This is a genomic window from Metapseudomonas resinovorans, assembly GCF_002003485.1.
GTDB classification, from domain to species: domain Bacteria; phylum Pseudomonadota; class Gammaproteobacteria; order Pseudomonadales; family Pseudomonadaceae; genus Metapseudomonas; species Metapseudomonas resinovorans_D.
Window position 1 is genome coordinate 12656 of the sequence record NZ_BDMA01000051.1, and the last position, 26048, is coordinate 38703.

The following is a 26048-nucleotide window of genomic DNA, read 5'->3' on the forward strand; positions in this document are numbered from 1 at the left end:
GCCCTGGCGCTGCCAGGGACTACATCCGTGCTAGCCAACGCTCGTCGGATTGAGCACTTACAGCTTGAACGGGAACTAGCCGCGACTGCATACCATTTAGCAGCCTAGCCAGACCGCCCGGTAAACATGGTGCCGAAGAGGTACGCTGGTACTTCATTCTTTGTAACACCAATGAGTCAAACGGCCGCCCAGAGACATCAGGATCGACACTACGACGGCGTCGAAAATGTGTCGAAACCACAGACCAGCAATGCTCGCTAGTTACCAGATTGGAAAATTCGAAAGACCTGGATTGACCAGCTTTGACTAATAAAGGTCAGCAATGAATAGCATTTGAAAAGGAGTCGACTCCGTTCGCCCGCTCCAACTTCCTCAGATCAAGGCCCGCTCACTGGGATTTTTTCATTTCTGGGCTGCTGAAGCTGAACAGAAACCCCGCATCTACCTCTTATGCGCACGTCTCTGGCACTGCCGATTTCGGTACGGTCTCCAGACGAGGAATAGAGGACAGAAAGAATCTGTCCCCTCCTATCCCCTTTCGCTACACGACTCACTCCCCCGCAGAACGTTGAACGCCTTGTGCGAGCTCCGCTACGGGGATATGGCAGCGAATGAAGCCAGCCTCCGTCATCTGGGGGATTGGGCGACGCTCCGCGCAGATCGTGCCTACCTGCCGTGGACAGCGGCCCGCCCGCGGACAACCTTTGCCCGGAATGGGCTGTGAGTTGGGCATCGCCGCGGGTCGTGGGACGTAGTGATCCTTGCGCAGCCCCGGGGTCGCGCGCAGGAGCACAACCGATAAGCAAATTCCGCAGCTGGGTGCTGTCGCAGTATGTAATGATTCACTTCCGGAAAACCTGGACGCGCTGGCTCACCGCCGAAACGGTAGGAGCGCGCTTGCTCGCGAATAGACTGGCAGCAATGCTTCGCGAGCAAGCTCGCTCCTACAGACACACCGGCTATATCCTGCTGGCTCGACGCGGTTTTCCGATCTGCTCCGCAGGGTGCGGCAGGGGCTGGGAGGGGAGTTGTAGGTGCTGCTCTGGCGGGGCAAGGCGCCGCTGCCCTTGAAGGAGGGCTCGCGCCATTTACTTCCTTGAACGCGTTTCTATTCCGCTTTCCGCTGGGTGAGCAGGAGGGGGAGCTCCCCACGGGCGGCACTGATCTCGATCAGGATCTGATCGACCGTAACTTCCAGGACATCCCGCCCTATCAAGGACTGCATTGTGATCCCAGTAATGGCCATGCTTTCGCCGGAGGCAGGCCAATGTACTGTCAACGCCACGATGCCATCGGCGCCAATCTTGCAATTGATGACATGGCCGGGCAGCGATGCCTCCAGCCGCTTTTGCAATCGTTGTTCAAGCTTGGCTCTCATTGCTCTCCCCAGGGTCCTACGCACGATCTGAACAGAAGGTGTGGATGGGGTATAGCTCATGGAAAGGCAGCCAAGGGGGCCTGTGATCGACCGTTCGGCGGGAAGCGTCAAGGCCCTTGGGTAGGCTACGCAAAAAGGCCCTCTAGACCGCGCTCTGGACCTCCTGCCCCCAAGGAACACGCCGCCAAACGGCTCATTCAGCGTGCAACGAAATGAGGCAGGACCTCCCTGTCCCTCCACGTCGTATCGACGAAGTGCTACCACTCGACTATTGCGATTCACCCGCCAGGATGGCACTCGCCAGTTCCAGGTCACTGCGCTCGCTCAGGCTCGGATTCGCGCTGCGAATCCGTTGCAGCTCGGCCTCGAGATAGGGGCCGCGAATTGCACCATCGCTGGCGATGAAGCTGCTGGCATCGTCCTGCACCGGGCCTACGAGCTTATCGTCGCCGCCACTGGTGATGTAGCTGGAGGCGGTGGTAGCGCCGGTGGAGATCAGATTACGCAGCAGGTCGTCGTGATCGTCGTGATCGTCGTGGTCGTGTTTGGCCACGGCAGAGGCAAATGGAACAGCGATCAGTGCGAGGGCGGCAGCGGTGTTGCGGAAACGCATGGTGACTCCTTGGGTGTGTGCGTTCCCCTCAGATTGCGGCTGATGAAACGAGTTCCTGACTGCGCTGCAGAAGTCGCCACTTTAGAGAGTGCCGCCGTCTATCCGGTCGCCGGTTCGCCATGAAAAACCATTGATCCAGGTTAGGGGAATTGAAGTCTTCGCATGGAAAGATGCGTGCTACTCCCGCCGCTGCCATGTACCGGACGTCGGGCCACTACGAGGTGATCTGGGAAGCAAGCGGAGCTGTACTAGACTGCACCACCACTGTGCACACGTGGAGTTGCAGTCAGGGCTCCGGTTGTTCACAAACACGGATTTCATCTCACTGCATCGTGTTATTCGCAGGCCACGGAGGGCCGACATTTCGAAGGAAGAGAGCGTACCTATGTCGCACAGAAAACGTCTGATCGCCGCCGCACTGAGCGCAACCGGCGTCCTGACTGGCGCCCAGGCCGACGAATCGGCCATCCAGGCACATTGCCTGGAAAAGTGGAGCGGTGATGCCATGCGCAGTTATTGCGTAGAAGAGCAACGCCTCTCAGCCGCGGCCGTCGCCGGTTACAGCGGCTCGATTCGTAGCCAATGTGAATCGGAATGGGGCAGCGATTTCCATATGGTCCTCTTCTGCATCAGGGAAACGCAGCCGCTGCGACAAGCCGCCTCCCTGGAGCAGTCCACGAACAACGCAGCGAACTGAACTCCAAGAGAAAAGCCCCGCAAGCGGGGCTTTTCGTATTGGGCAGGACCTGGGTCCGCTAGCTACCGCCACTTCATTCCAGCAACCCGCCCGCGCCGTACAACTCAGGCCGACGATCCTCGTGCAGGTGATTGTGCTGGCTGATGCGTTTGTTGCGTGCTTCATCCAGATTCAGGGTGGCGATGAGAATCTGCTCCCCGCCCTCCTCCGCCGGCCCCGCCAATGGGTAGCCGTCCGGATCGACGATCACCGAGCCCTGCACCCAGTTCACCCCGCGCTCGCTGCCGTGGCGATCACAGGCAGCGATGAACAGGCGATTGACCGCCGCGTTCGCTTGCACACGCACCACTTCGGCCGGGCGCTCGATGGGTGGGCGCGGACCGTCCGGCCAATTGACCGGCGCGCACAGCAGGTCCGCGCCGGCCAATGCCGGCAGGCGCACCCACTCGGGGAACTCCAGGTCGTAGCAGATCATCACGCCGATCCGCCCGAAGGCGGTTTCCACCACCGGCGGTGGTTCGTTGCCGGTGGTGAAGATGGCGTTCTCGGCGTCCCACAGATGCGCCTTGCGGTACAGGGCACGCAGCCCCGTGGCGTCAACCAGCGCGGCACTGTTGGCAACGCGCTGGTCATCCAGTCGCTCACAGAAGCCGCCGACGATGACGATATCCAGCTCCCGAGCCAGCGCTTGCCAAAGCTGCAACGTCGGGCCATCCACGGCTTCAGCCGAAGCCTGCGCCTCGGCCAGGTCATGGAAGACGTAACCACTCTGCACCAGCTCCGGCAGCACCACGACTCGTGCGCCCTGCAGCGCAGCCGCGCGGATGGCCCGCTCGACAATGCGGTGGTTGTGGGCGAGGTCACCGATCTTCGGCGCCAGCTGGCAGCAGGCGACCTTGAGGTTTCGGGATGCGTTCACTGGGCAGTACTCCCTGTTGTCAGGTTCGTGGTTCCTGGCTTGCGCCGGCCCGGGTCATTTCGAGGATGTCGCGTTCGCTGATGGCGTCGATGATGCGACGTTCGCTTTCCAGGTCGAGCGAGCGACTGAGGATGAAGTAGGTCAGGCCGGATACCACCAGGCCCACCAGCCAGGCGATATCGACGCCGTCCAGCAGGCGCGCCATGGGTCCGACGAAGACCTCCTGGCCAGCCGCGGCATCGAAGATGAAGAAGAACGGGACCATGCAGACGAAGCCCACCACATAGGCGACGATGCCGCGCATTTGCCACGCCCCGTAGATGCCCTTCGGCGTGAAGAAATGGGGGATCGCATAGCGGCCTTTGCGCACGCAGAAGTAGTCCACCAGGTTCACCGCGGTCCAGGGCACGAGGAAGTAGAGCATCAGCACCAGGAAGGTGTTGAGGATGGAAATGCCGTTGCCACGGATCGACATCACACAGGCGAGCAGCACCAGGGTGATGACGAGGATCGACAGCACCCGCGCGCGCGGCGTCGGGTTGATGCGGCGAACCGAATCGATGCCGGTCAGCAGGGTGAGCATGGCGCTGTAAGTATTGAGCGCGATCACCGGCAGGAAGCCGACGACCGAAACCAGCACCAGCACATGACCCAGCCCCGGCAGCACGTCAGTGCCCACGCGATCCAGCGCCACCAGCGCATCGGACACTTGCAGCAGCTGCGCCAGCCAGGCACCGAGGCCGATCATCCAGGCACCGGAAAGCGACGCACCGAGGAACACCGCCGCGATCAGTTTCGTCCGACTGGTGTTCTTCGGCAGGTAGCGCGAATAGTCGGATACATAGGGCGCGTAGGAGATGTTGTAGCTGGCGGCGATGGCGAACTGGGTGACGAACGCTACCCAGCTGAAGCCCAGGCTGGCCGGCTCGGCGACCTCAGTCTGCCCGGCACCGAACATGAGTGCGACGGTCACCAGCGCGTAGAGCGGCAGGGTCAGCATCAACGCCCATTTGAAGGCCTTGTGCATCAGGTCATGGCCGTAGATCGACAGCAGCGCGCCGGTGGCGATCACCGCGCAGGCCACGGGAAGCGGCTCCAGCCCGAAGACGTTCTTCAGGCCATCGATGATCAGCGAGACGTTCACCACGTTGAAGCCGACGAACACGAACAGGGTCGCCATCAACGCGAGCACCACGCCGCGATAACCGAACTGCGCGCGGGACTGGATCATCTGCGGCAGGCCCATCTCCGGCCCCTGTGAACCATGGAAGGCCATGAACAAGGTGCCGAACATGATGCCCAGCGCACCGGCCAGGGTTGTCCACAGGGCGGACAGCTCAAGGCTCGGCCCGACGAAGCCGATGGAGATGGTGAAGAAATGGAAGTTGCCAAGGAACCAGAACGGCCCCTGGCTGCTGAGCCGGGCGTGGCGCTCGGACTCGGGGATGTAGTCGATCGAGTGGCCTTCGATGGCCAATCCGCCGCTGGCGTCAGCCGCGTGAACGGGCTGGGTGGACCCTGACATGGGATGCTCCTTCGCTCCTGGTCGAGCGAACTGTTGTTCTTGTGATGATGCAGTCGGCGGCCACGCAAGGCGCCAGCCATACATCGAGTTCATCTATGTTGGGTGAGATGGCGCCGCCCAAACCCTGTGGCGAACGTCCTCGGCGGCGCCCTATGATGACGCCTGGCGATCTGGCTGTTCCCGGCATCCTGGTGGGGATGGAGCCATCGCTGAAGCAGCAATCTAGGTGCCCTGCCGAACTCGTAAAATAGCGCGGGCCAACTGTTTACATAGATCGCCTTCTATGTAATGCACCCACGGAGGTCCCATGCTGGGCAACGTATCCGAACTGGATATCCGCCTGATCCGAGTGTTCCTGGCCGTTGTCGAGGCTGGCGGTATTTCCGCGGCACAGACTGCGTTGAACACCTCGCAGCCCACCATCAGCGCGCAGCTCGCATCACTGGAAACCCGCCTCGGCTTCCGCCTCTGCCAACGCGGCCGGGCCGGATTCGCCCTGACGGCGAAGGGCAGCCAGTTCGTCGACGCGGCGCGGCGCCTGCTGGCCGCAGCCGAGGGCTTTCGCCTGGAAGTGCAGCACATCAACCGCACCCTCTCCGGCACGCTGAACATCGGCCTGCTGGGGCAGATCGACCCCACGGCCAACAAGAAGATCGCCCTGGCCATCGCACGCCTACGCGCACGCAACCAGGGGCTGTACTTCCAGTTCACCGAACTGTCTTCGTCGTTCCTCGAAGAGAAGCTCATCAACGGCCACCTGGACCTGGCCATCGGCTATTTCTGGCGGCGCCTCGACAACCTCGACTACCTGGCCCTGTTCCGCGAAACCCAGGCAGCCTATTGCAGCGCGTCCCACCCCCTCTATCTCCACGCGGGTGCGCTACAGGATGCGGACGTGGCCGAGCACGAATGGGTCTGGCCCAGCCACCCGCTTCCGGAAATGCCGGCGCCTACCTCCATCGAACGCATGACCGCCCTCACCGACAGCATGGATGGCGCTGCACTGCTGATCCTTTCCGGCCAGCACCTGGGCTTCCTGCCCGAGCATTACGCGGCTCGCCATGTCGAACTGGACCAGCTCCGCGCCCTCAACCCGGAGCAGTTCCGCTATGAAGTGCAGTTCCATGCGGCGGTGCGCCATTCCACCCGGCAGAGCGAACTGGTGAGCACCTTTCTCGCGGAATTGGTGGACGCCTTCGAGCTGACCTGATGAACCTACGCCGCACTCAGAAGCCGTATTTCGCCTTCAACGCCTGTATCGCCACCTGCTCCCGCTGGAGAAAGGCATCGAAACGCTGGATGAGCTCCGGGTGGCGGATGCTGGAGAGGTGGTAGTAGCTGTCGCTGAGTGGCAGCAATAACGGCTCGATCACCAGGCCGCCCTCCCGCCCCAGCCGCTTGAGGTGAAAGTTCGCCACTTGCTGCGCCATGTTGGCGGCGTCGATGTAGCCGGCCATGGCCATGTGGATAAGTCCCTCGGGATTGGGCGCTTCCTTGATGACCACCCGCCCCGCAGCGATATCGTCCCGAAACTTCCACGGCGTAAAACCACGAACGAAACCGAGCCGACGGAAGCTCGCCCGCGTCTGGCCCTTGCGCTTCGGCAGCACCAGCATGACGTCCTGAAACTGCAGCACCGGTTGCGAGTAGGTGATTCCGGCCGGCTTGTGCGCCACTTCCCAGCGCGGATTGTCGGGGAAGACCAGGTCGAGTCGCCCGGTCCGGTAGGCGTGGAACAGTCGCCGCACCGGCAGCGCCACATAGGTGAAGCGCAGGTTCTCCCGGGCGGCGAAGAGGTCCAGCAGGTCGCGGGCATAGCCGCGGTACTCGTTGCCTGGCGGCACCGCGGAATAGATGGGGTAGTAGTCCACCTGCTCGACCCCGATGCGGTACTCAGCCGGTTGGCTGGCGTGGCCCAATAGCGGCCACACGCCAGCAATCAGCAGCGCGACGAACCACAACGCTCGGCAACGACTTGATACCTGCGTACTCGGCATGGATGGACAAGGGGCCTGACGAAAAATGCCGCTCAGTTTAGGCCGGCAGGAACCCGGGAGTCTCCCCCTTTTCAGTCCTTCATCGGCACCCAGATTTCCACTCAGCCGGTTCCGGCCATGGGATCGAAATCGGCACTGTAGAACTCGAACTCCGGCGCGTCGGCAGCCTGCAGTCCGGACTGCGGCAACCAGCGCTGGAAGATCGCCGCAAGGGTCTCGTGGATGCTGGAAATGTGCCCCTGATGACGGAACACCACATAGCGCCGCGCCGGAAGCCGCTGGTGGATGAAGCCCGCTGGCAGGTCGTCGGTGCGGCTGACCCGGACACCAGCCATGTACTCGAAACCACCCTCTTCGTCCGGGCTGTGGCACAGGCCATAGGTTTCGCATCCCTGCTGGCCGGCTATCTGGCCGATGTAGGGCACGAAGCGCTGCCAGAGTGCGGCGATGCCTTGTGACTTGTCGGCGGTGAAGCGCTCCCCGAGTCCGGCGATCAACAGTTCATCGCCCTGTTCGAAACGCGGTTCGGAAAGTGGATAAGTGCTGGTGGGGCGCATACGCATGGCCTCTCTCAATTCGATGCCGTCCAGATGGCCGCGCGCCCGCAGGGATTCCGGCGTCAGGCCGAAATGCTCGCGAAACGCACGAGTGAATGCCTCGTGGGAGCCATAGCCGGACTCCAGGGCCAGACCGAGGATGTCCCCTTCCCCGTCAGCCAGCCTGCGCGCCGCCCGGCTCAGCCGTCGTACCCGTGCGTAGCGCATCACCGGCCAACCGGTGGCAACGACGAACGCACGCGCCAGGCAGAAACGGGATACGCCACAGGCGTCGGCGATGGTCTGCAGATCGAAGTGGCCGTCCACATCGGTTTCGATCATCCAGAGGGCCTTGCCGATGGGGTCGTCCATGTTCGCTCCTTTCGAGACGCCAGCGAGTGTGCCGAGTTGAAGATGATGGCACTTGATCGTTCTTGCGCGGCAATTTCCTTCGCCGACAGCCGGAGGGGAATTGCGCAACCAATCCTCGCCGCCGCTGTCCATAATGGCGCGCTCCGTCAGCGCTTCCGGGAGGTTCCTTGCTCGCTGTATCCCTTCGCAGTTTCCTGCGTCAGACCATCCTCGCCCTGCCCTTCGTTTCCACCGCCGCCCTCGCCTGCCCCAGCGGGCAATCGCAGGTGTGTGTGGTGACCTGCTTCTGCGCGCCGGGCAACCAGGGAGACATGGCGCCTTTGCTGGAAGGCGTCAACCAGATGGCCGCTGCCAGCCTGCAACAGTGGATCGTGGAATCGCGCAACAACATGCCCGCCACCCTGCTGCATCCCATTCCACTGCACATCCGTGCACAGCTTGAGCCCTACTACGACCTGCAGGTGCTGGACACGGCGCGCTACAAGGTGGGGGTCGACACCGAGGCGAACGCCGCCAACACCCTGATGCAGAACCCTGATGTGGAGGCCGTGACGCTGGTAGACGTGATCGTCTTCCGCAATGAGGACGACGCAGAGAACAACGTCGCCCTCTGGGCCCACGAACTGCATCACGTGAAGCAGTACCTGGAATGGGGCGTGGCGGACTTCGCCAAGCGCTACACCCGTGACTACAACTCGGTGGAAGCGCCGGCTTACAAGATCCAGGGCGAAGTGGCGCGGGCGTTGAAGCCGACGGTGGCCAGCAGCGGCAGGAAACTCTGAACCGACCATCTGCCCAAAATCTTCCAGACGATTTGGAACCGGGCGCTTAGATGTCAGCTCGCCCCTCGCCTCCCCCTGGCGAGGATCAATCCAGATCGGAGGCCTGATGCCGCTCCGGGCACTGCTCCTCCGGCTCTCCCCAGGTGCGATTGACCCGCCGGCCGCGCTTCACTGCGGGCCGCTCGGCGATTTCCTCGGCCCAGCGCAGGACGTGGATGTACTCATGGGCAGAGAGGAATTCCGCTGCCGAATACAGGTTCCCCCGCGCTAGCTGGCCATACCACGGCCATACCGCCATATCGGCGATGGTGTAGGCATCACCCGCCAGGTAGCTGTGCTCGGCGAGCCGACGATCCAGGACATCCAACTGGCGCTTGGTCTCCATGGTGAACCGATCGATCGGGTATTCGAGCTTCTCCGGCGCGTAGGCATAGAAATGCCCGAAACCTCCGCCCAGATAGGGCGCCGACCCCATCTGCCAGAACAGCCAGTTCAGGGTTTCGGTACGGCCTGCCAGGTCCGTGGGCAGGAAGCGGCCGAACCTCTCCGCCAGGTACAGCAGGATCGAGCCCGACTCGAAGACACGGATCGGCACTTCCTGGCTGTAATCCACCAGGGCGGGAATCTTCGAGTTGGGATTGATCCCGACGAAGCCTGTGGAGAACTGCTCACCCTCCGTGATGCGGATGAGCCAGGCGTCGTACTCGGCATCGGCATGCCCCAGGGCCAGCAGCTCTTCCAGCAGGACCGTCACCTTCACGCCATTGGGCGTGCCCAGCGAATAGAGCTGCAACGGATGCTTGCCCACCGGCAGCACGCGTTCATGGGTTGGTCCCGCGACCGGCCGATTGATGTTGGCGAACTCGCCCCCGGACGGCGCAAGGTGCTGCCACACCCTGGGCGGAACATAGTGTGCGTCGGACATGTAAACCCCCTGATGCAGGACTGGTGGTCTTGAAAGGAATGCGGAGCATTGTAGGGCGACAGCAGCTTCCGGGGGTGGCCAGCAGGCGAAGGTGCGGCCATGCTCACTCGAGTTCCCGATCAGGCCCGATTGATGCCAGCGCCAGACGAGCCCCACCTTGCCCCACGCAGGGGATCACATGCTTCCTCCGTAGCCCTACGGATGGCCGCCATCGGCACGGACCAGGCATGATGCCCCGCGTGAACCCCCTGACCCATCTCCGCACATTCCTGATTTGGCTGGTGCTGTTCTGCCCGATTGCCGCGTGGATTGGCTGGCAGGACTATGCCGACCGCCATGAGCGCTTCTTCCAGGACACCAGCATCGCCCAGCGCATGCTTAGCCAGAAGACGGTGCAGCACGAAGCCGTGCTGGCCACCCTGGCGGCGTTGTCGCATCCGCCAATTCCCGAACGCCTGCTCCCCAGCCTGCAACCCTCCATGCCGCAACTGCTGGGCCTGGGTTTTCTGCGTGACGGAAACTGGGCGGCCAGCCTCGCCGCCCCGCCGAACTTCGCCGCTGCGGTCGAGCAGGCCCGCCAGTTGAAGCGCCCCGTCACGCTGCCGCTGGACGAGGCCCGCTACTGGCTGGTGGCGCCATCGAGCTGGAGCCTGTTGCTGGACGCGCGCCAACTCATCCCGGCCAGCGACTTTCCCCCTTCGCTGGCAATGCTGACGCTGGATGTGGGCGCCGGCCCGCTCACCCTGCTGGCACGCCAATCCGGCGCCGATTCACTGGGCTGGTTGATCGACCTGCAAAAACCCCTCGGCGCAGTCAGCCAACCCTTTCCCCTGCACAGCTGGCGCCGACTGACGCCCGCCGACTGGCCCTGGCTGGAATGGCTGGCCTGGGCGGTCGCCAGTGGCCTCCTGGTGGCCGGTTTCGCGGCCTGGCAGCGGTCGCGCGCCAATGCCAGGCGGCAACAGGAGGAAGCGCGTCTGGCCGCGATGACACGGCTGAGCACCTTGGGCGAGATGGCGGCGGGTATCGCCCACGAACTGAACCAGCCGCTGACCGCCATCCTTGCCCAGGTGCGGGCCGCCGAGCGCCTGCTGGATGACGAAGACGAACGTCCAGCAGTCCGCCAGGCCCTGCTCGCCAGCGCCGGGCAGGCACGTCGTGCGGCCGACATCATTCAGCGCATGCGCGAGCTGGTTCAGCCCAGTTCGCCTTCCCCGAGCACAGCGGTCGATCCGGACGAGCTGGCGGCTTCTCTGCTGTTCCTGCGCGAACAGGAGCTGGCGCGCCGCGGTATCCGCCTGACCTGGCGCAACACCTCGCCGGGTGCCCGCCCCAAAGGCGACCGGGTGGCCCTGGAGCAGATCCTGCACAACCTGGTGCAGAACGCCGCCGACGCACCGGGCACCCGCAACATCGTCCTCTGCGGCTGCGTTGAAGACGGCGGCTATGCATTCAGTGTCAGCGACGATGGTCCGGGTATTCCCGCCGATTCGCTGCCGCGCCTGTTCGAGCCCTTCTACACCACGCGGCCGCAAGGCATGGGGCTGGGCCTGACGCTGTGCGAAACCCTCGCCGGCGCCATGGACGGCCACATCAGTGTCCGCAACCTCGATCCACGGGGCGCCGGCTTCACGCTACGCATGCCCCTCGCTGGAGCCGATGCATGAGCCTTCCTGCACACTCGCCGCTGGTGTACCTGGTTGACGATGACGATGCCGTACGCGACGCCCTGGCGCTGTTGCTACGCAGCGTCGGCCTGCGCAGCGAAGGCTTCGGCGATCCCCAGGCCTTTCTCGACACGCTGTCGCCGCAGGCCATCGGCTGCGTGGTGCTGGATATCCGCATGCCGGGCATCGGCGGGCTGGACGTGTTGGCACGACTGGCAGAGGCCTCCGACCTGCCGGTGGTGATGCTCACCGGCCACGCCAACGTCGACCTCTGCCGCCGCGCCTTCAAGGGCGGTGCCATGGAATTCCTGCAGAAGCCGGCGGACGACGATGTTTTCCTCGATGCGGTGCAGGCCGCCGTGCGCACCCACATCGCCAGCCGCGAGCGCCAGGCCGTGACCCAGGCCGCGGTGGACCGACTGGCGCGCCTCTCAGGTCGCGAGCGTGATGTGCTGGAACGCATCGTCCAGGGCCTGAGCAACAAGGAGATCGCGCGCGAGTTCGAGCTGTCGCCGCGCACCGTGGAAACCTACCGGGCCAACGTCTTCACCAAGCTCGAAGCCGATTCCCTGGCGCAACTCATCCGCCAGTTCGCCAGCCTGCTCGACTCGCCGCCGCCGTAGGGCGAGCGATATGGCGGCGGCGAGCGCGATTCAAACAAGCGACTTGCGTCCCTTCCTCACCCCGCAGCAGAAACCGCTGCGCTGCGTGCCTTGCGGGTCATCAGGGTGAACCCGCTGATGGCCGCCACGGCGAACACGGCTTGCACGCCGACCATCGGCCAGGAGCTGCCATCCTGCAGCGCGCCCAGCAGCAGGCCACTCAAGGTCGCGCCGAGCATCTGGGAGAATCCCATCAAGCCGGCGGCCAGGCCAGCACGGTGGGCGTTGGGCATGACCACCCCGGCCACCGAAGCCGGAATCAGCATCCCGCCGCCCAGGGTCACCAGAACCTGTGGCAACGACAGGCCGAGCACCGACAGGCCCAGCGTGGCGTGTACCAGCAAGGTGGTCAGCGCACCGGCAGCCACCAGGCTTACGCCGATACCGACGATGCGTTGCGGCCCTAGTTGCATGATCTTGCGCTGGGTGAACAACGCGCCGGCGATCAGACCGGAAATCGTGGCGCCGAAGGCCAAGCCATATTCCGCAGCGCTCAGGCCCAGCAGGCCGATATAGACAGCCGATGAGCCGGCCACCACCGCGAACATTGCCCCGTAAGTGCCGGCCAGGGTGAACGCCAGAGCCCGGCTGGAACGCTGCTTGAGCAGGTCGAAGTAGTCGCGCGCCAGGGTCGCCGGGTGGCCGGCCTTGGGATCGAGGCTGGGGTTGGATTCCCGGTAGAAGACCAACACCGCCAGCAGCGCCACGCTGCCGATGGTCAGGGAAGCCAGGATGGGCGCGTGCCAGCCGCCCCACTGGGTGAGAAGCCCGCCCACCATGGGCGCCAGGGCGATGGCGCTGAGCATGCCGATCACCGTCAGCGCCAGGGCGGGAGCGGCCTGGGCCTTCCACACATCGCGCACGATGGCCCGCGCCAGCACCAGCGCCGCACAGGCGCCGAGCCCCTGGACCACGCGCCCGAGAATGAAGTCGGTCATGCTGTCGGCGAGGAACATCCAGGCGGTGGCGGCCAGGTAAAGGCTGAGCCCGCCGATCAGCACCGGGCGGCGGCCGACCCGGTCGGACAGCGGCCCCAGCAGCAATTGCCCGAGCCCGAACGCCGCAACGAAGGCGGACAGCGCCGCGAGGCTCGCGCCGTGGCCGGCACCCAGTCCCTGCTCCAGGGCACCGAGGGCGGGAATGATCAGTTGGGTGGAGATTTCGCCCATGGCGGTCAGCACCATGAGGATGGCCAGCAGCAGGCGCGACGGGTTCATGACAGGTCTCCTGCTGCTTCGGCTTCCAGCGCCAGCACCATCAGCTGCCACTCCAGGGCCTGCCAGTCGTCGTGGCTGACGGCGGACGGCGCAACGCAGGCCAGGCCGTTCTCTGCTGCTTGTTGTTCATTGCACATCGCATGCACCTCCGTTGGTCGCTTCGCCCTTGGGCTGACGAATTAGATGACGAGTGACATATATACACGAAATTAGATTATGCCTATCATATTTTCGACCTGCGGTGCTTCGCCCTGATGCCGCCCAATCCGAGGATCGCTCCATGAATCGCCCGCACCTTGCCCTACTCGCCCTGATCCCCGCTGCCCTGCTGGCGCTGAGCGGTTGCAACAGCCAGGCCGATACCTCGGTCAGCGCGCCCCAGCCACGGGCGGTTCTGGCGGCGGACGTACAAGCGGCCGCCCAGCAGAATGCGCTTTATACCGGCGTGGTAGCGGCCCGCACCGCCAGCGACCTGGGCTTTCGCGTCGGCGGCAAGGTGATTGCCCGCAAGGTGGACCCGGGCACCCGCGTGAAGCGCGGCGACGTACTGCTGGTGCTGGACAACACCGATTTCGAACTGGCCCTGCGCACCGCCCGTAACCGCGTCACCGCCGCCGAAGCGGAGCTGCGCCAGGCCCGCGACGACGAAGCCCGCTATCGCCGCCTGGCCGGCACCGGCGCGGTCTCCCGTCAGCTGTACGACCAGGCCGCCACGCGCCTGCGGGTTGCCCAGGCCGAACAGGCCGCCGCCACGTCCGAAGCGGCCCAGGTGGAGAATCGCCGCACCTACTCGACCTTGCAGGCCGACGGCGACGGCGTGATCACCGATGTGCGGGTGGATCGTGGACAGGTCGTCGCCGAGGGGCAAATCGTCGCCAGCCTCGCCCATGACGGTGCGCGGGAGGCGGTGATCGATATCCCGGAAACCCAGCGTTCCCTCGCCAATCACACAGCCCGCGCCTATCCCTACGGCGCCTCGGGCGACGCGGTGCCGGCCACCCTGCGCGAACTCTCCGCCGCGGCGGATACCACCACCCGCACCTTCCGCGCCCGCTACACCCTGGGCGGCGACTCCTCCGCCCTGGCCATCGGTTCCACCGTCACCCTGCAACTGGACGGCGCCGACCACCAGCAACTGGTTCGCGTGCCGCTGGGCGCCCTGCACGACAAGGGCCAGGGCACCGGCGTCTGGGTCATCAAGGCGGACGGCAAGGTGGAACTGCGCCCGGTGCGCGTGGTGCGCCTGGAACAGGAAGAAGCGGTACTGGAAGGCGGCATCCAGCCGGGTGAACGCATCGTCGCCCTCGGCGCCCACCTGCTGAACGCCGGTGACAGCGTGCGCGAACTGCCGGCGCCGTCGCTGGCCCTGGAGAACTGAGATGAGCCGCTTCAACCTTTCCGCATTCGCGGTACGCAATCGGGCGGTGACCCTCTTCCTGATCATCGCGACGCTGGTCGCCGGCGCCATCGCCTTCAACAAGCTCGGCCGCGCCGAAGACCCGTCCTTCACGGTCAAGACCATGACCATCACCGCCGCCTGGCCGGGCGCTACCGCGCGGGAGATGCAGGAACAGGTGGCGGACCGCCTGGAGAAGCGCCTGCAGGAACTGGACTTCTACGACCGGGTGGAAACCATCGCCCAGCCCGGCTTCGTCTCGATGAAGCTGCAGTACCAGGACTCCACCCGGCCGGGCGACATCCAGCAGCTCTTCTACCAGACCCGCAAGAAGCTCTCCGACGAAGCCAAACGCTTGCCGCAAGGCGTGGTCGGCCCCTTCTTCAACGATGAATACTCCGACGTCTACTTCGCCCTTTACGCGCTGGAGGCCGACCAACTGCCGCACCGCCAGTTGGTGCAGATGGCTGAGGACCTGCGCCAGAGCCTGCTCAACCTGCCTGGGGTGAAGAAGGTCAACATCCTCGGCGAACAGGCCCAGCGCATCTTCGTCGAGTTCTCCTACCAGCGCCTGGCCACCCTCGGCCTGAAACCCGAACAGATCTTCGAAGCCCTGGGCAAGCAGAACGGCGTGGCGCCGGCCGGCTTCGTCGAAACCAGCGGACCGCGCGCGTACATCCGCCTGGACGGTGCCTTCGACAGCCTGAAGCTGATCGAGAACGTGCCGATCAACGCCAATGGCAAGCTGCTGCGCATCGCCGACGTGGCCACGGTCAAGCGCGGCTACGAGGACCCGCCGAGCTACCGCATCCGCCACCAGGGCGAACCGGCGCTGATGCTTGGCGTGATCATGGAGCCGCATTTCAACGGCCTTGAACTGGACAAGTCCCTGCAGGCCGAAGAGGACCGCATCCACGCCGGCCTGCCTCTGGGCGTGACGTTCGACAAGGTCTCCGACCAGGCCGAGAAAATCCGCATCGCGGTGAACGAGTTCATGCTCAAGTTCTTCGTCGCCCTCGGCGTGGTGATGCTGATCAGCCTGCTGGCCCTGGGTTTCCGCGTCGGCCTGGTTGTGGCCGCCGCCGTGCCGCTAACCCTGTCCATCGTCTTCGTGATCATGCTGATGACCGGGCGCGAGTTCGACCGCATCACCCTCGGCGCCCTGATCCTTTCCCTCGGCCTGCTGGTGGACGACGCCATCATCGCCATCGAGATGATGGTGGTGAAGCTGGAGGAAGGCCTCGACCGCGTGCAGGCCGCCACCTTCGCCTGGACCTCCACCGCCGCACCCATGCTTACCGGCACGCTGGTGACTGTCATCGGCTTCCTGCCGGTGGGCTTCGCCAAGTCCGGCGCGGGGGAGTACGCCGGCAACATCTTCTGGATCGTCGGCTTCGCCCTGCTCGCCTCCTGGGTGGTGGCGGTATTCTTCACCCCCTACCTGGGAGTGAAGCTGCTGCCGAAGATCCAACCCGTCGCCGGTGGCCATGAAGCGCTCTACGCCACCCGTCTCTACCAGCGGCTGCGCGCCCTGGTCACCTGGTGCGTGAACCACCGCAAGACAGTCACTGCTCTGGTGGTAGCGGCCTTCATCGCCAGTGGCCTCGGCATGGGCATCGTGAAGAAGCAGTTCTTCCCCAACTCCGACCGTTCGGAACTGCTGGTGGAGGTCTACATGCCGCCGGGCAGCGCCTTCAAGGCCACCGAATCCGTGGTCACCCAGGTGGAAAAAGCGCTGCTGGAAGAGCCCCAGACCAAACTGGTCGACGCCTACGTGGGCGGCGGTGCACCGCGCTTCTTCCTGTCCCTGAACCCCGAGCTGCCGGACCCGGCCTTCGCCAAGATCATCGTGCAGACCGCCGACTCCAAGGCCCGCGATGCCCTCAAGGAACGCATGCAAGCGCGCATCGCCGCCGGCGAATTCCCCTCCGCTCGGGTGCGCGTCACCCAGCTGGTGTTCGGCCCGCCGGTACCGTTCCCGGTGGTGTTCCGCGTGTCCGGTCCCAATCTCGACCTGCTGCGGCAGATCAGCGAAGAGGTTCGTGCCGTCGTCGCCGCCAACGCCATGACCCGCGACACCTTCGTCGACTGGGGCGAGCGCAGCAGCTCCTATCGTCTGGTACTGGACCAGGACCGCCTGCGCCTGCTCGGCTTCACCCCCAATGAAGTGAAGAGCCAGCTCAACGCCCTGCTCACCGGCAACCCGGTGACCGAAGTGCGCGAGGGCACCCGCACCGTGGCGGTGACCGTGCGCGCGCAGAACTCTCAGCGGGAAAACCTCGGTGGCATCGAGGGCCTGACCATTACCAATGCCGCCGGCGTGTCGGTGCCGCTGGAGCAGGTGGGCCGCTTCCAGCCGCTGATGGAAGACCCCATCCTCAAGCGCCGCGACCGCGAACTGACCTTCGAAGTACGCGCCGACATCATCAAGGGCACCCAGCCGCCGGATGTGGAAAAGGCCGTGTACGCCGACCTGCAACCGCTGATCGCCAAGCTGCCGGCAGGCTACAAGGTGACCATCGGCGGCCCGGTGGAAGAAAGCGCCAAGGCCAACAAGGCGCTGGCCGTGCTGTTCCCGGTGATGATCCTGCTGACGCTGGTGGTGATCATGTTCCAGGTGCGCTCCTTCAGCCGGATGTTCATGGTCTTCGCCACCGCGCCCCTGGGCCTGATCGGCGCCATGCCGGCGCTGCTGCTGTTCAACCAGCCCTTCGGCTTCAATGCCATCCTGGCGCTGATCGGCATCGGCGGCATCCTGATGCGCAACACGCTGATTTTTACCGACCAGATCGATCAGGAACTGGCCCACGGCCGCCCTCTGCGCGAGGCCATCATCGAAGCCACCGTCCGCCGCGCCCGCCCGGTGCTGCTCACCGCCCTCGCCGCTGCGCTGGCCTTCATCCCGCTGACCTTCTCGGTGTTCTGGTCATCCCTGGCTTATGTGCTGATTGGCGGCGTGCTGGTGGGTACCGTGCTGACCCTGCTGTTCCTGCCAGCGCTGTGTGCATTGGTGTTGCGGCCTGTAGGGGCGAATTCATTCGCCAAGGGCAACGCAGTTGCCTCCTGGCACTCCCCAGAGCAGACCTTCGGCCTGCTTAGAGAATGAATTCGCCCCCACAAAAAAAACAGTGCCTCATTGGCCGAGCGAGGCGCTGGAAGTGACTCCCCTGTAGGGGCGAGTTCATTCGCCAAGGGCATCGCAGTTGCCCCCTGACACTCCCCAGGACAGACCTTCGGTCTGCTTGGCGAATTCATTCGCCCCTACAAAAAAGGCAGTGCCTCAATGGTCGAGCGCGGCGCTGGAGGTGATTCGCCCCCCCACAACACAAACGGTGCGCACAGCGCACCCTACGGCGGAGCGATTCGGATCGTAGGGTGCGCCGCGCGCACCAATAGCCAAGCGCGCCGCTGGAGTTGACTCCCCTGTAGGGGCGAATTCATTCGCCAAGGGCAACGCAGTTGCCCCTGACACTCAACAGCGCAGACCTTCGGTCTGCTTGGCGAATGAATTCACCCCTACAAGAGCTGCATCACTCCGCGCAGCAGCTATGCACCACCTTGGCCGGCTCATCCTCATAGCGGTCGTGGTAGGTCATCCAATCCATGATTTCCTGCTCGTCGCGGCCCTTGGGCAGCAGGTCGAGGAAGTTGTAGGCGCCCACCAGCAGGTCCAGGCCACGGGCATAGGTGGAATAGGTGTGGAAGATTTCCCCCGCTTCGTTGCGATAAAACACGCTGAGGCCCGGCATGTCCTCGCCTGGGTCCTTGCTGGTGCCGTAGTTGTAGCGCGCGGTGCCGGCGGCGATGTCTTCGGGCCTGGCGGCCACGCCGAAGTCCTGGTTGAAACTGCCGCCATGGGACGACACCCACTTGAACTTCCAGCCCATGCGCTTGCGGAAGGCCTGGAACTCCTGCAAGGGTGCCCGTGAAGCGCAGAGCAGGGTCACGTCGTGGTGCTTCAGGTGCTGGTTCGCCCCATCGATATGGTCAGCGAGGAAAGAGCAGCCCGGGCAGCCTTCCTTCCAACCGGGACCGAACATGAAGTGGTAGACCACCAACGTGCTGCGCCCGTCGAACAGGTCGGCCAGGGTTTCCCAGCCGTCCGGTCCCTCGAAGGCGTAGACCTGGTCGATACGGACCCAGGGCAGCGCCCGGCGCTCGGCACTGAGCTTGTCGCGCTCGCGGGTGAAGGCCTTTTCCTTGCGCAACAGCTCCTCGCGGGCGTGCAGCCATTCTTCGCGGGAAACCACAGGGTGTTTGTCGATTTTCATGTCGCACTCTCCTGAAGCAGACGGAAATGAGGGACTCGCCCCTGGTAGTCGTCTGATTTCAGGACCGTTCGACAATCACCTGTGTATTTCTCGACAGGCGGCAGTGCTTCAGAGGGAACGCCCGCGCCGCTCCTCCAGGCGCTGGATGGTCATGCTCGGGGTTTCGTCGAACAGCTTGCGGTACTCGCTGGCGAAGCGGCCGAGATGGTTGAAGCCCCAGCCCATGGCGATCACCGAGATATTCCGGGCACTGCGGTCTTCGAGCAGCTCCTGGCGCACGGCGGTCAGGCGGTGCTTCTTCAGGTAGGCCATGGGCGATTGGCCGAAATATCGCTTGAAGCCCTCGAACAGCTTGAAGCGCGAGACGCCGGCGGCCCGCTCGATGTCTTCCAGGCAGATTTCCTCGCGGGCATGGACAAGGATGAAGTCCCGCGCCCGCACCAGGTAATGGGGCAGCTTGATCTCCAGCCGTCCGCGCAGTTCTTCCGAATAATTGTTCGGCTGCGCCAGGATCAGCCCCTTGATTAGCGCGCTTTCCAGGTCGCGGGTGAAGAAGAGCTGGCCGTAGAGGTCACGGCTGCGCTCCAGCTCGTCGATCAGGTGCCGCGCCATGCGCCACCAGGACGCCGCGGCGCCCTCCACCGCGTTCATCTCCGCCTGGAAGCTCAACGGTGTGTCCACGCTGCGCTGCAGAAGGTCCTCCAAGGTCTGCTGCATGGCGGCGCGGGGAATGGCCACCTGCAACTTGTGGCAGTCACCGGCGATGGTGAGTTCCTGGAACTCGTGGGGCGACACGATCACCCCCCAGTCGCGATCCGAACGCAGGAGATGCCCGGACTTGAGCAGCTCCTGCTCACCGGCCAGCGGCAGGCTGAGGCTGTAGCAATTGAGGTTCATCTCGTCGCCGACGCCAATGGTGACGTCGGTGCCGTATTCGACGTAGCCCATCGTCGTCGACATCGAGGGCAGCACGTTGCCGCTGTGATGGAACTGGATCCGCTCGGGCTTTGCAGCCTTCAGGTGGTGAGGGCCGCAGATGTTCGACATCCAGGAGCGAGCCCCGGCGAGGTCGTAGCGGTCGGCGGAAATGTCTCGGAATTGATGGTTCTTCGTACTCATCACGCGGCACCCAAAACGGCTTCTGGAGATGCGCGCTCTGCGGCGCGTCAACATGGACAAGGCAAGCTCCGTGCCACGCCCCTGCGGTCCGTCGCGATTCGAAACAAAAGGATAGCATTGTCTAAGTTCGCGGATACCCGCCTCTGTCTGGAGGGCCCGTCAGGCCTGTTCCAGAGCGATTCGCCGCCCCAGTACGGAGCACCCCGCCACGCCATGGCGCAGCGTGGCAAAAACGCTTCGGATACCCCCTGGCAGGGTCCTGCCCCCGCCTCGCGAGCGAACCGATGCCCCTTTGGAATCACGGGTGTTACCGCCATTGACCGGACACCGCACCGAAGACGCCGAAGCTGAAGCCTGCGGACAGTCTTCGCCAACTTTCCGGATAGCGCGCCAGACACCCTTCTGCTAGCCGCGCGAAAAAGCGTTACCCCGCATCGCAGACCGTTACTGCGGCCTCGGACGGCACGGCGAGGGCGAATTTCAATCCTCTCCGGCATCGGTTGGCCATCCGCTTTTTCGGCGAAGACTATCCGCTTATTCAGGCTGCCCGAAAAACCGTTGAAAGCCCCGTCAACCGGGACGTTCAAACACTCGGCAAGCCGCCAAAATTTTCGGCGTTTCTTCGCCAACCAAGCGGATAGACCAGTCGGGCCGTGGCTCCTTCTAATGACCTCCACTGTTTCGCCCGATGTGGAAGGTGCCACCCATGAATACTTCGAATAAGAACATTGCGCAGTGGAGAGAGTACGTCAGCGGCTGCCTGGACTTCCGTCCGGAAGAAGGCGTGTACCGCATTGCCCGCGACATGTTCACCGAGCCGGAACTGTTCGACCTGGAGATGGAGCTGATCTTCGAGAAGAACTGGATCTACGCCTGCCACGAGAGCGAGATCCCCAATGCCCACGACTTCATGACCCTGCGCGCTGGCCGCCAGCCGATGATCATCACCCGTGACGGCAACGGCCAGCTGAACGCGCTGATCAACGCCTGCCAGCATCGCGGCGCCACCCTCACCCGCGTCGGCAAGGGCAACCAGTCCACCTTCACCTGCCCCTTCCACGCCTGGTGCTACAAGAGCGACGGCCGCCTGGTGAAGGTCAAGGCGCCAGGCGAGTACCCGGAAGGCTTCGACAAGGCCACCCGTGGCCTGAAGAAGGCACGCATCGAAAGCTACAAGGGCTTCGTCTTCATCAGCCTCGACGTTGCGGGCACCGACAGCCTCGAAGACTTCCTCGGCGACGCCAAGGTGTTCTTCGACATGATGGTCGCCCAGTCGCCCACCGGTGAGCTGGAAGTCCTGCCGGGCAAGTCCACCTACACCTTCGACGGCAACTGGAAACTGCAGAACGAGAACGGCCTGGACGGCTATCACGTCAGCACCGTGCACTACAACTACGTGGCCACCGTGCAGCACCGCCAGCAGGTCAACGCCAGCAAGGGCAGTGCCAGCAGCACCCTGGACTACAGCAAGCTGGGGGCCGGCGACGCCGAGACCGATGACGGCTGGTTCTCCTTCAACAACGGCCACAGCGTGCTGTTCAGCGACATGCCCAACCCCACCGTGCGCCCCGGCTACGCCACCGTGATGCCGCGCCTGGTCGAGGAGTTCGGTCAGGGCAAGGCGGAGTGGATGATGCACCGCCTGCGCAACCTGAACATTTACCCCAGCCTGTTCTTCATGGACCAGATCAGCTCGCAGCTACGCATCGTGCGTCCGCTGGCCTGGAACAAGACCGAGATCATCAGCCAGTGCATCGGCGTGAAAGGCGAATCCGACGCCGACCGCGAGAGCCGCATCCGCCAGTTCGAGGACTTCTTCAACGTTTCCGGCCTGGGCACTCCCGATGACCTGGTGGAATTCCGCGAACAGCAACGTGGCTTCCAGGGCCGCCTCGAGCGCTGGAGCGACATCTCCCGCGGCTACGGCAAGTGGGTCACCGGCGCTACGCCGAACAGCCAGACCCTGGGCATCGCCCCGGTGATGACTGGCACCGAGTTCACCCATGAAGGCCTGTACGTGAGCCAGCACACCAACTGGCAGCGTTTCCTGCTCAAGGGCCTGGACCAGAAAGCCCTGAAACTGCAGGAGGTGCAGGCATGAACCCGCAGCTGCAATACCAGATCGAACAGTTCCTCTACGCCAAGTCTGCCCTGTGCGACGCCCAGGACTGGGACGCCTACCTGGAGCTGTTCGACGAACAGTGCGAGTACCACCTGCCGCAGTGGGAATCCGAGCACCAGTACACCACTGACCCGAAACGCGGCATGTCGCTGATCTACTACAGCAACCGCTCGGGCCTGGAAGACCGGGTGTACCGCATCCGCACCGGCAAGGCTGCCTCGACCATCCCGATGCCGCGCACCCTGCACCAGATCAGCAACGTGCGCATCGCCGAGCGTGACGACGGCCAGCTGGACGTGAAGGCCAACTGGCACACCCTCTACTTCCGCCTGGGCCAGAGCGAGCAGTTCTTCGGCCATGCGACCTACCGCCTCAAGCCCAGCGGCGAGAGCTGGAAGATCACCCGCAAGCACATGGTCCTGCTCAACGACACCATCAACTCGGTGCTCGACTTCTACCACCTCTGATTGCCCGGATGTACGCGCCATGAACCACAAGGTCGCCTTCAGTTTTGCCGATGGCAAAACCCTGTTCTTCCCCGTGCAGGGCAACGAGATCCTCCTCGATGCCGCCCTGCGCAACGGCATCAACATTCCGCTGGACTGCCGCGAGGGCGTCTGCGGCACCTGCATGGGCCGCTGCGAGTCCGGCCGCTACTCCATGGACTACGTGGACGAGGAGGCCTTGTCGGCCAAGGACCTGGAACAGCGCAAGATGCTCACCTGCCAGACCCGCGTGCAGTCCGATGCCTCGTTCTACTTCGACTTCGCCTCGTCGCTCTGCAGCGCGGCGCGGCCGGTGGAAGAACGCGGCGTGGTCACCCACGTCGAGCAGGTGTCGCCAACCACCGCCATCCTCCACCTGGATGCCGGCATCGACGGCCAGCACCTGGACTTTCTGCCGGGCCAGTACGCCCGCCTGCAGGTACCGGGCACGGACTCGAAACGCTCCTACTCCTTCGCCAACCGGCCGAACGCGGAGAACAAGCTGCAGTTCCTCATCCGCCTGCTGCCGGATGGAGTGATGAGCAACTACATCCGCGAACGCTGCAAGGTGGGGGACGAAATCCGCTTCGAAGCTCCGCTGGGCGCCTTCTACATGCGCCATATCGAGAAGCCGCTGCTGCTGGTGGCCGGCGGCACCGGCCTCTCAGCCTTCCTCGGCATGCTCGACGACATCGCCGCGAACGGCGGCTGCGGTCAGCCGGTGCACCTGTTCTATGGCGTGCGCCAGGTAGCGGACCTCTGCGAGCTGGAGCGTATCCAGGGCTACGCCGCACGCATCCCGGGCTTCAGCTTCACCCCGGTGATCAGCGACGAGGGCCAGGACTGGAACGGCAAGCGCGGCTACGTACCCGACCACTTCGATGCAGCGGCCCTGCGCGAAGCCCCCTTCGACATGTACCTCTGCGGCCCGCCGCCGATGGTCGAGTCGGTGAAGACCTGGCTCACCGAAAACGGCATCGACAACGGCCACCTGTATTTAGAGAAGTTCACCGAGAGCAATACCTGAAAAGCCCGCTCCGGCCTCTTCGTAGGATGGCGTAGAGCGAAGCGAAACCCATCACCACATCGATGGGTTTCGCAGGCTCTACCCATCCTACGAGCCATAACCACAACAAACACGCTCCACCCGCTTCACCAACTGCCCACACAACAACTAAGCAGGCCGGGTCACGTCGGCACTGCGCAACCACGGCGGTAACCATGAAAAAGACCCTTGAACTTGCGATGCTCGGGGCCGCGCTGGCCTCTTCCCTCCCCGCCCTGGCACAGGACCCTGTGCGCATCGGCTTCATCACCACCCTTTCCACACCCGCCGGCTACCTCGGCGAGGACGCCCGCGACGCCTTCCGCCTGGCCATGGACCAGGAAGGCGGCAAGCTCGGCGGCGTGCCGGTGGAGCTGGTGGTCGAGGACGATGGCCTGCAACCCGCCAAGGGCAAGCAGATCATCGACCGCATGAGCCTCGACGGCATCTCCCTCTACACCGGCGTAATGTTCTCCAACGTACTGGCCGCCGTGGTCAACGGCGCGACCCAGGGCGACCGCTTCTACATCAGCACCAACGCCGCGCCGTCCAACCTCGCCGGCGCGCAGTGCAAGCCCAACTACTTCGCCGCCTCCTACCAGAACGACGTACCCCACGAGATGGCCGGCGTCGCCGCCAACGACCTGGGCTACAAGAAGATGGTCATCCTCGCCCCCAACTACCAGGCCGGCCGAGATGCCCTGGCCGGGTTCAAGCGCACCTTCAAGGGCGAAGTCACCGAGATCTACACCAAGCTCAACCAGCTGGACTTCTCCGTGGAACTGGCACGCATCCGCTCGCTGAATCCGGACGCCGTATTCCAGTTCCATCCCGGTGGTGCCGGTATCAACTTCGCCAAGCAGTACGGCAGCTCGGGTCTGGCCAAGAGCATCCCGATGGTGGTGCCGGTGTTCTCCATGGACGAGCGCATGCTCGCCGCCACCGGCAACGTGGCCGAGGGTGTCAACGTGGTCAGCGGCTGGAACCCGCAGTCCGACAACCCGGCCAACCAGGCCTTCATCAAGGCCTTCACCGAGAAGTACAACCGTGCGCCGACCATGTACGCCGCCCAGGGCTACGACACCGCGCGCCTGATCGGCTCGGCCCTCAAGGCCACCCATGGCGACATCAAGAACGCCGAAGCCTTCCGCAGCGCCCTGCGTGATGCCCGCTTCGACTCGGTGCGTGGCGACTTCCGCTTCGGCAGCAACCAGCATGCGGTGATCGACTGGCACCTGCTCAAGGTCCAGGCCGGTGCCGACGGCAAGCTCGCCGAGGTGCCGGTGAAGACCATCGCCAAGGCCCAGGTGGACAGCTACGCGACCCAGTGCGCGCTCTGATCCCGACCTGATCCGCCAGCCCGCCGGCCACGCCGGCGGGCCACCATCGCAGGACTTCGCCATGCTGTTGCTCGAACAACTTCTCAATGGCCTGCAGTACAGCGCCCTGCTGTTCCTGCTCGCCTCTGGCCTGACGCTGATCTTCGGCATCATGGGCGTCATCAACCTCGCCCACGGCGCCTTCTACATGGTCGGCGCGTTCTGCGCCGCCCACACCGCCATCGCCAGCGGCTCGTTCTGGCTCGGCGGCCTCGCCGCCCTGGCCGGTGCCGCGCTCTATGGCCTGGTGATCGAGACCGGGATCATCCGCCGCCTCTACAACCGCGACCATCTGGACCAGGTACTGGCGACGCTGGCCGTGGTGTTCTTCAGCAACGAGCTGATCACCCTGCTGTTCGGCCGCAGCCCGCCGGCCATGCCCACACCGGACTGGTACAACACCTTCGTCGAAGTGCTGCCCGGCCTGATGTATCCGGTCAGCCGCCTGCTGTTCATCGGCGCCGGCCTGCTGGTGGCGCTGGGCATGTGGCTGCTGATCAACCACACCCGCCTGGGCATGCTGATCCGCGCCGGCGCCGACGACCACGAGATGGTCGGTGCCCTGGGGGTCAACATCAGCCGCCTCTACACCCTGGTGTTCGTCTTCGGCTGCGTGCTCTGCGGCCTGGCCGGCTTCATGGCGGCGCCGCTGCTCTCGGTGGAGATCGGCATGGGCGAGAAGGTGCTGATCACCACCTTCGTGGTCATCGTCGTTGGTGGCGTGGGTTCGGTACGTGGCGCCCTGGTCGGTGCCCTGATGATCGGCATGGTCGACAGCCTGGGCCGTGCCTACATCCCGCAACTGCTGGACCAACTGCTGCCGGCCGAGGTCAGCGGTGCCCTGAGCGCCGGGCTGATTTCCGCCAGCGCCTACATCGTCATGGCCCTGGTGCTGCTGGTGCGTCCGCGCGGCCTGCTACCGGCCCGCGCCTGAGGAGAAT

23 protein-coding genes are annotated in these 26048 nt (G+C 64.3%); 12 read left to right on the top strand and 11 right to left on the bottom strand.

The genetic code is table 11. The features are described 5' to 3' along the window. Window positions 1-1108: 1108 nt before the first annotated feature. Together MnOB_RS13880 and MnOB_RS13885 are read right to left on the bottom strand one after the other, a co-directional pair. Window positions 1109-1378 carry a hypothetical protein gene (locus tag MnOB_RS13880; RefSeq protein ID WP_077524816.1) on the bottom strand — a complete coding sequence of 90 codons (270 nt, stop codon included), beginning with the start codon at window positions 1376-1378 and terminating at the stop codon, window positions 1109-1111. A gap of 268 nt (window positions 1379-1646) precedes the next feature. Beyond that, entirely contained in the window at window positions 1647-1991 is a 345-nt protein-coding gene (locus tag MnOB_RS13885) for a DUF2388 domain-containing protein (protein ID WP_077524817.1), read from the bottom strand. A 385-nt stretch (window positions 1992-2376) separates the two neighbouring features. On the opposite strand from MnOB_RS13885, the gene MnOB_RS13890 reads away from it, so the two are divergent. After that, the gene (locus MnOB_RS13890) at window positions 2377-2688 is read left to right on the top strand and encodes a hypothetical protein (RefSeq protein WP_077524818.1); all 312 of its coding nucleotides are present in this window, start codon (window positions 2377-2379) and stop codon (window positions 2686-2688) included. A 73-nt stretch (window positions 2689-2761) separates the two neighbouring features. Here MnOB_RS13890 and MnOB_RS13895 read toward each other — a convergent pair whose 3' ends face one another. Both MnOB_RS13895 and MnOB_RS13900 read right to left on the bottom strand, forming a co-directional pair. Next, window positions 2762-3607: a nitrilase family protein gene (locus MnOB_RS13895; RefSeq protein WP_077524819.1), complete on the bottom strand. Its 846-nt coding sequence runs from the start codon at window positions 3605-3607 to the stop codon at window positions 2762-2764. A gap of 19 nt (window positions 3608-3626) precedes the next feature. Further along, on the bottom strand, window positions 3627-5132 hold the full coding sequence (locus MnOB_RS13900; RefSeq protein ID WP_077524820.1) for a purine-cytosine permease family protein: 1506 nt from the start codon (window positions 5130-5132) through the stop codon (window positions 3627-3629). Between the two features lie 307 nt (window positions 5133-5439). Here MnOB_RS13900 and MnOB_RS13905 point away from each other — a divergent pair, with 307 nt between their 5' ends. Beyond that, a complete protein-coding gene (locus tag MnOB_RS13905) occupies window positions 5440-6342 on the top strand; it encodes a LysR family transcriptional regulator (RefSeq protein WP_077524821.1) in 903 nt (300 codons plus the stop codon). 16 nt (window positions 6343-6358) lie between these two features. On the opposite strand, the gene MnOB_RS13910 is transcribed toward MnOB_RS13905, so the two are convergent. Together MnOB_RS13910 and MnOB_RS13915 are read right to left on the bottom strand one after the other, a co-directional pair. After that, entirely contained in the window at window positions 6359-7063 is a 705-nt protein-coding gene (locus MnOB_RS13910) for a substrate-binding periplasmic protein (protein WP_158713820.1), read from the bottom strand. Between the two features lie 167 nt (window positions 7064-7230). Next, a complete protein-coding gene (locus tag MnOB_RS13915; protein ID WP_077524823.1) occupies window positions 7231-8037 on the bottom strand; it encodes an AraC family transcriptional regulator in 807 nt (268 codons plus the stop codon). Between the two features lie 167 nt (window positions 8038-8204). Here MnOB_RS13915 and MnOB_RS13920 point away from each other — a divergent pair, with 167 nt between their 5' ends. Further along, the gene (locus MnOB_RS13920; RefSeq protein WP_077524824.1) at window positions 8205-8819 is read left to right on the top strand and encodes an eCIS core domain-containing protein; all 615 of its coding nucleotides are present in this window, start codon (window positions 8205-8207) and stop codon (window positions 8817-8819) included. Between the two features lie 85 nt (window positions 8820-8904). Here MnOB_RS13920 and yghU read toward each other — a convergent pair whose 3' ends face one another. Beyond that, the gene (yghU, locus tag MnOB_RS13925) at window positions 8905-9744 is read right to left on the bottom strand and encodes a glutathione-dependent disulfide-bond oxidoreductase (protein ID WP_077524825.1); all 840 of its coding nucleotides are present in this window, start codon (window positions 9742-9744) and stop codon (window positions 8905-8907) included. 227 nt (window positions 9745-9971) lie between these two features. On the opposite strand from yghU, the gene MnOB_RS13930 reads away from it, so the two are divergent. Together MnOB_RS13930 and MnOB_RS13935 are read left to right on the top strand one after the other, a co-directional pair. Next, window positions 9972-11411 (top strand): sensor histidine kinase, encoded by a 1440-nt coding sequence (locus MnOB_RS13930; RefSeq protein ID WP_234358258.1) that lies wholly within the window; start codon window positions 9972-9974, stop codon window positions 11409-11411. After that, window positions 11408-12034, top strand: coding sequence for a response regulator transcription factor (locus MnOB_RS13935; RefSeq protein WP_077524826.1), 627 nt, complete (start codon window positions 11408-11410; stop codon window positions 12032-12034). Before MnOB_RS13930 ends, MnOB_RS13935 begins: the two co-directional genes overlap by 4 nt. A 56-nt stretch (window positions 12035-12090) precedes the next feature. On the opposite strand, the gene MnOB_RS13940 is transcribed toward MnOB_RS13935, so the two are convergent. Both MnOB_RS13940 and MnOB_RS29045 read right to left on the bottom strand, forming a co-directional pair. After that, window positions 12091-13290, bottom strand: a complete 1200-nt coding sequence (locus tag MnOB_RS13940; protein ID WP_077524827.1) for an MFS transporter — start codon at window positions 13288-13290, stop codon at window positions 12091-12093. Next, window positions 13287-13427 (bottom strand): hypothetical protein, encoded by a 141-nt coding sequence (locus MnOB_RS29045; protein ID WP_179059293.1) that lies wholly within the window; start codon window positions 13425-13427, stop codon window positions 13287-13289. The genes MnOB_RS13940 and MnOB_RS29045 overlap by 4 nt, the downstream gene beginning before the upstream one ends. Before the next feature lie 143 nt (window positions 13428-13570). On the opposite strand from MnOB_RS29045, the gene MnOB_RS13945 reads away from it, so the two are divergent. Both MnOB_RS13945 and MnOB_RS13950 read left to right on the top strand, forming a co-directional pair. Continuing rightward, on the top strand, window positions 13571-14668 hold the full coding sequence (locus MnOB_RS13945; RefSeq protein WP_077524828.1) for an efflux RND transporter periplasmic adaptor subunit: 1098 nt from the start codon (window positions 13571-13573) through the stop codon (window positions 14666-14668). 1 nt (window position 14669) lies between these two features. Next, window positions 14670-17792, top strand: a complete 3123-nt coding sequence (locus tag MnOB_RS13950; RefSeq protein WP_234358259.1) for an efflux RND transporter permease subunit — start codon at window positions 14670-14672, stop codon at window positions 17790-17792. Window positions 17793-18216: 424 nt separating this feature from the next. Here the strand turns inward: MnOB_RS13950 and MnOB_RS13955 are convergent, their stop codons facing one another. Next, window positions 18217-18957, bottom strand: a complete 741-nt coding sequence (locus MnOB_RS13955) for a DUF899 domain-containing protein (RefSeq protein WP_077524829.1) — start codon at window positions 18955-18957, stop codon at window positions 18217-18219. A gap of 108 nt (window positions 18958-19065) precedes the next feature. After that, window positions 19066-20076, bottom strand: coding sequence for an AraC family transcriptional regulator (locus MnOB_RS13960; RefSeq protein ID WP_199824535.1), 1011 nt, complete (start codon window positions 20074-20076; stop codon window positions 19066-19068). A gap of 706 nt (window positions 20077-20782) precedes the next feature. On the opposite strand from MnOB_RS13960, the gene antA reads away from it, so the two are divergent. The 5 genes from antA to MnOB_RS13985 all read left to right on the top strand — a co-directional run bounded on the left by antA (window position 20783) and on the right by MnOB_RS13985 (window position 26041). Then, the gene (antA, locus tag MnOB_RS13965; RefSeq protein ID WP_077524831.1) at window positions 20783-22177 is read left to right on the top strand and encodes an anthranilate 1,2-dioxygenase large subunit; all 1395 of its coding nucleotides are present in this window, start codon (window positions 20783-20785) and stop codon (window positions 22175-22177) included. Then, entirely contained in the window at window positions 22174-22665 is a 492-nt protein-coding gene (gene antB / locus MnOB_RS13970; protein ID WP_077524832.1) for an anthranilate 1,2-dioxygenase small subunit, read from the top strand. Before antA ends, antB begins: the two co-directional genes overlap by 4 nt. A gap of 19 nt (window positions 22666-22684) precedes the next feature. Continuing rightward, on the top strand, window positions 22685-23710 hold the full coding sequence (antC, locus tag MnOB_RS13975; RefSeq protein WP_077524833.1) for an anthranilate 1,2-dioxygenase electron transfer component AntC: 1026 nt from the start codon (window positions 22685-22687) through the stop codon (window positions 23708-23710). A gap of 194 nt (window positions 23711-23904) precedes the next feature. Then, window positions 23905-25068, top strand: coding sequence for an ABC transporter substrate-binding protein (locus MnOB_RS13980; protein ID WP_077524834.1), 1164 nt, complete (start codon window positions 23905-23907; stop codon window positions 25066-25068). Between the two features lie 61 nt (window positions 25069-25129). Then, window positions 25130-26041 (top strand): branched-chain amino acid ABC transporter permease, encoded by a 912-nt coding sequence (locus tag MnOB_RS13985; protein ID WP_077524835.1) that lies wholly within the window; start codon window positions 25130-25132, stop codon window positions 26039-26041. The last annotated feature ends 7 nt before the right edge of the window (window positions 26042-26048 follow it).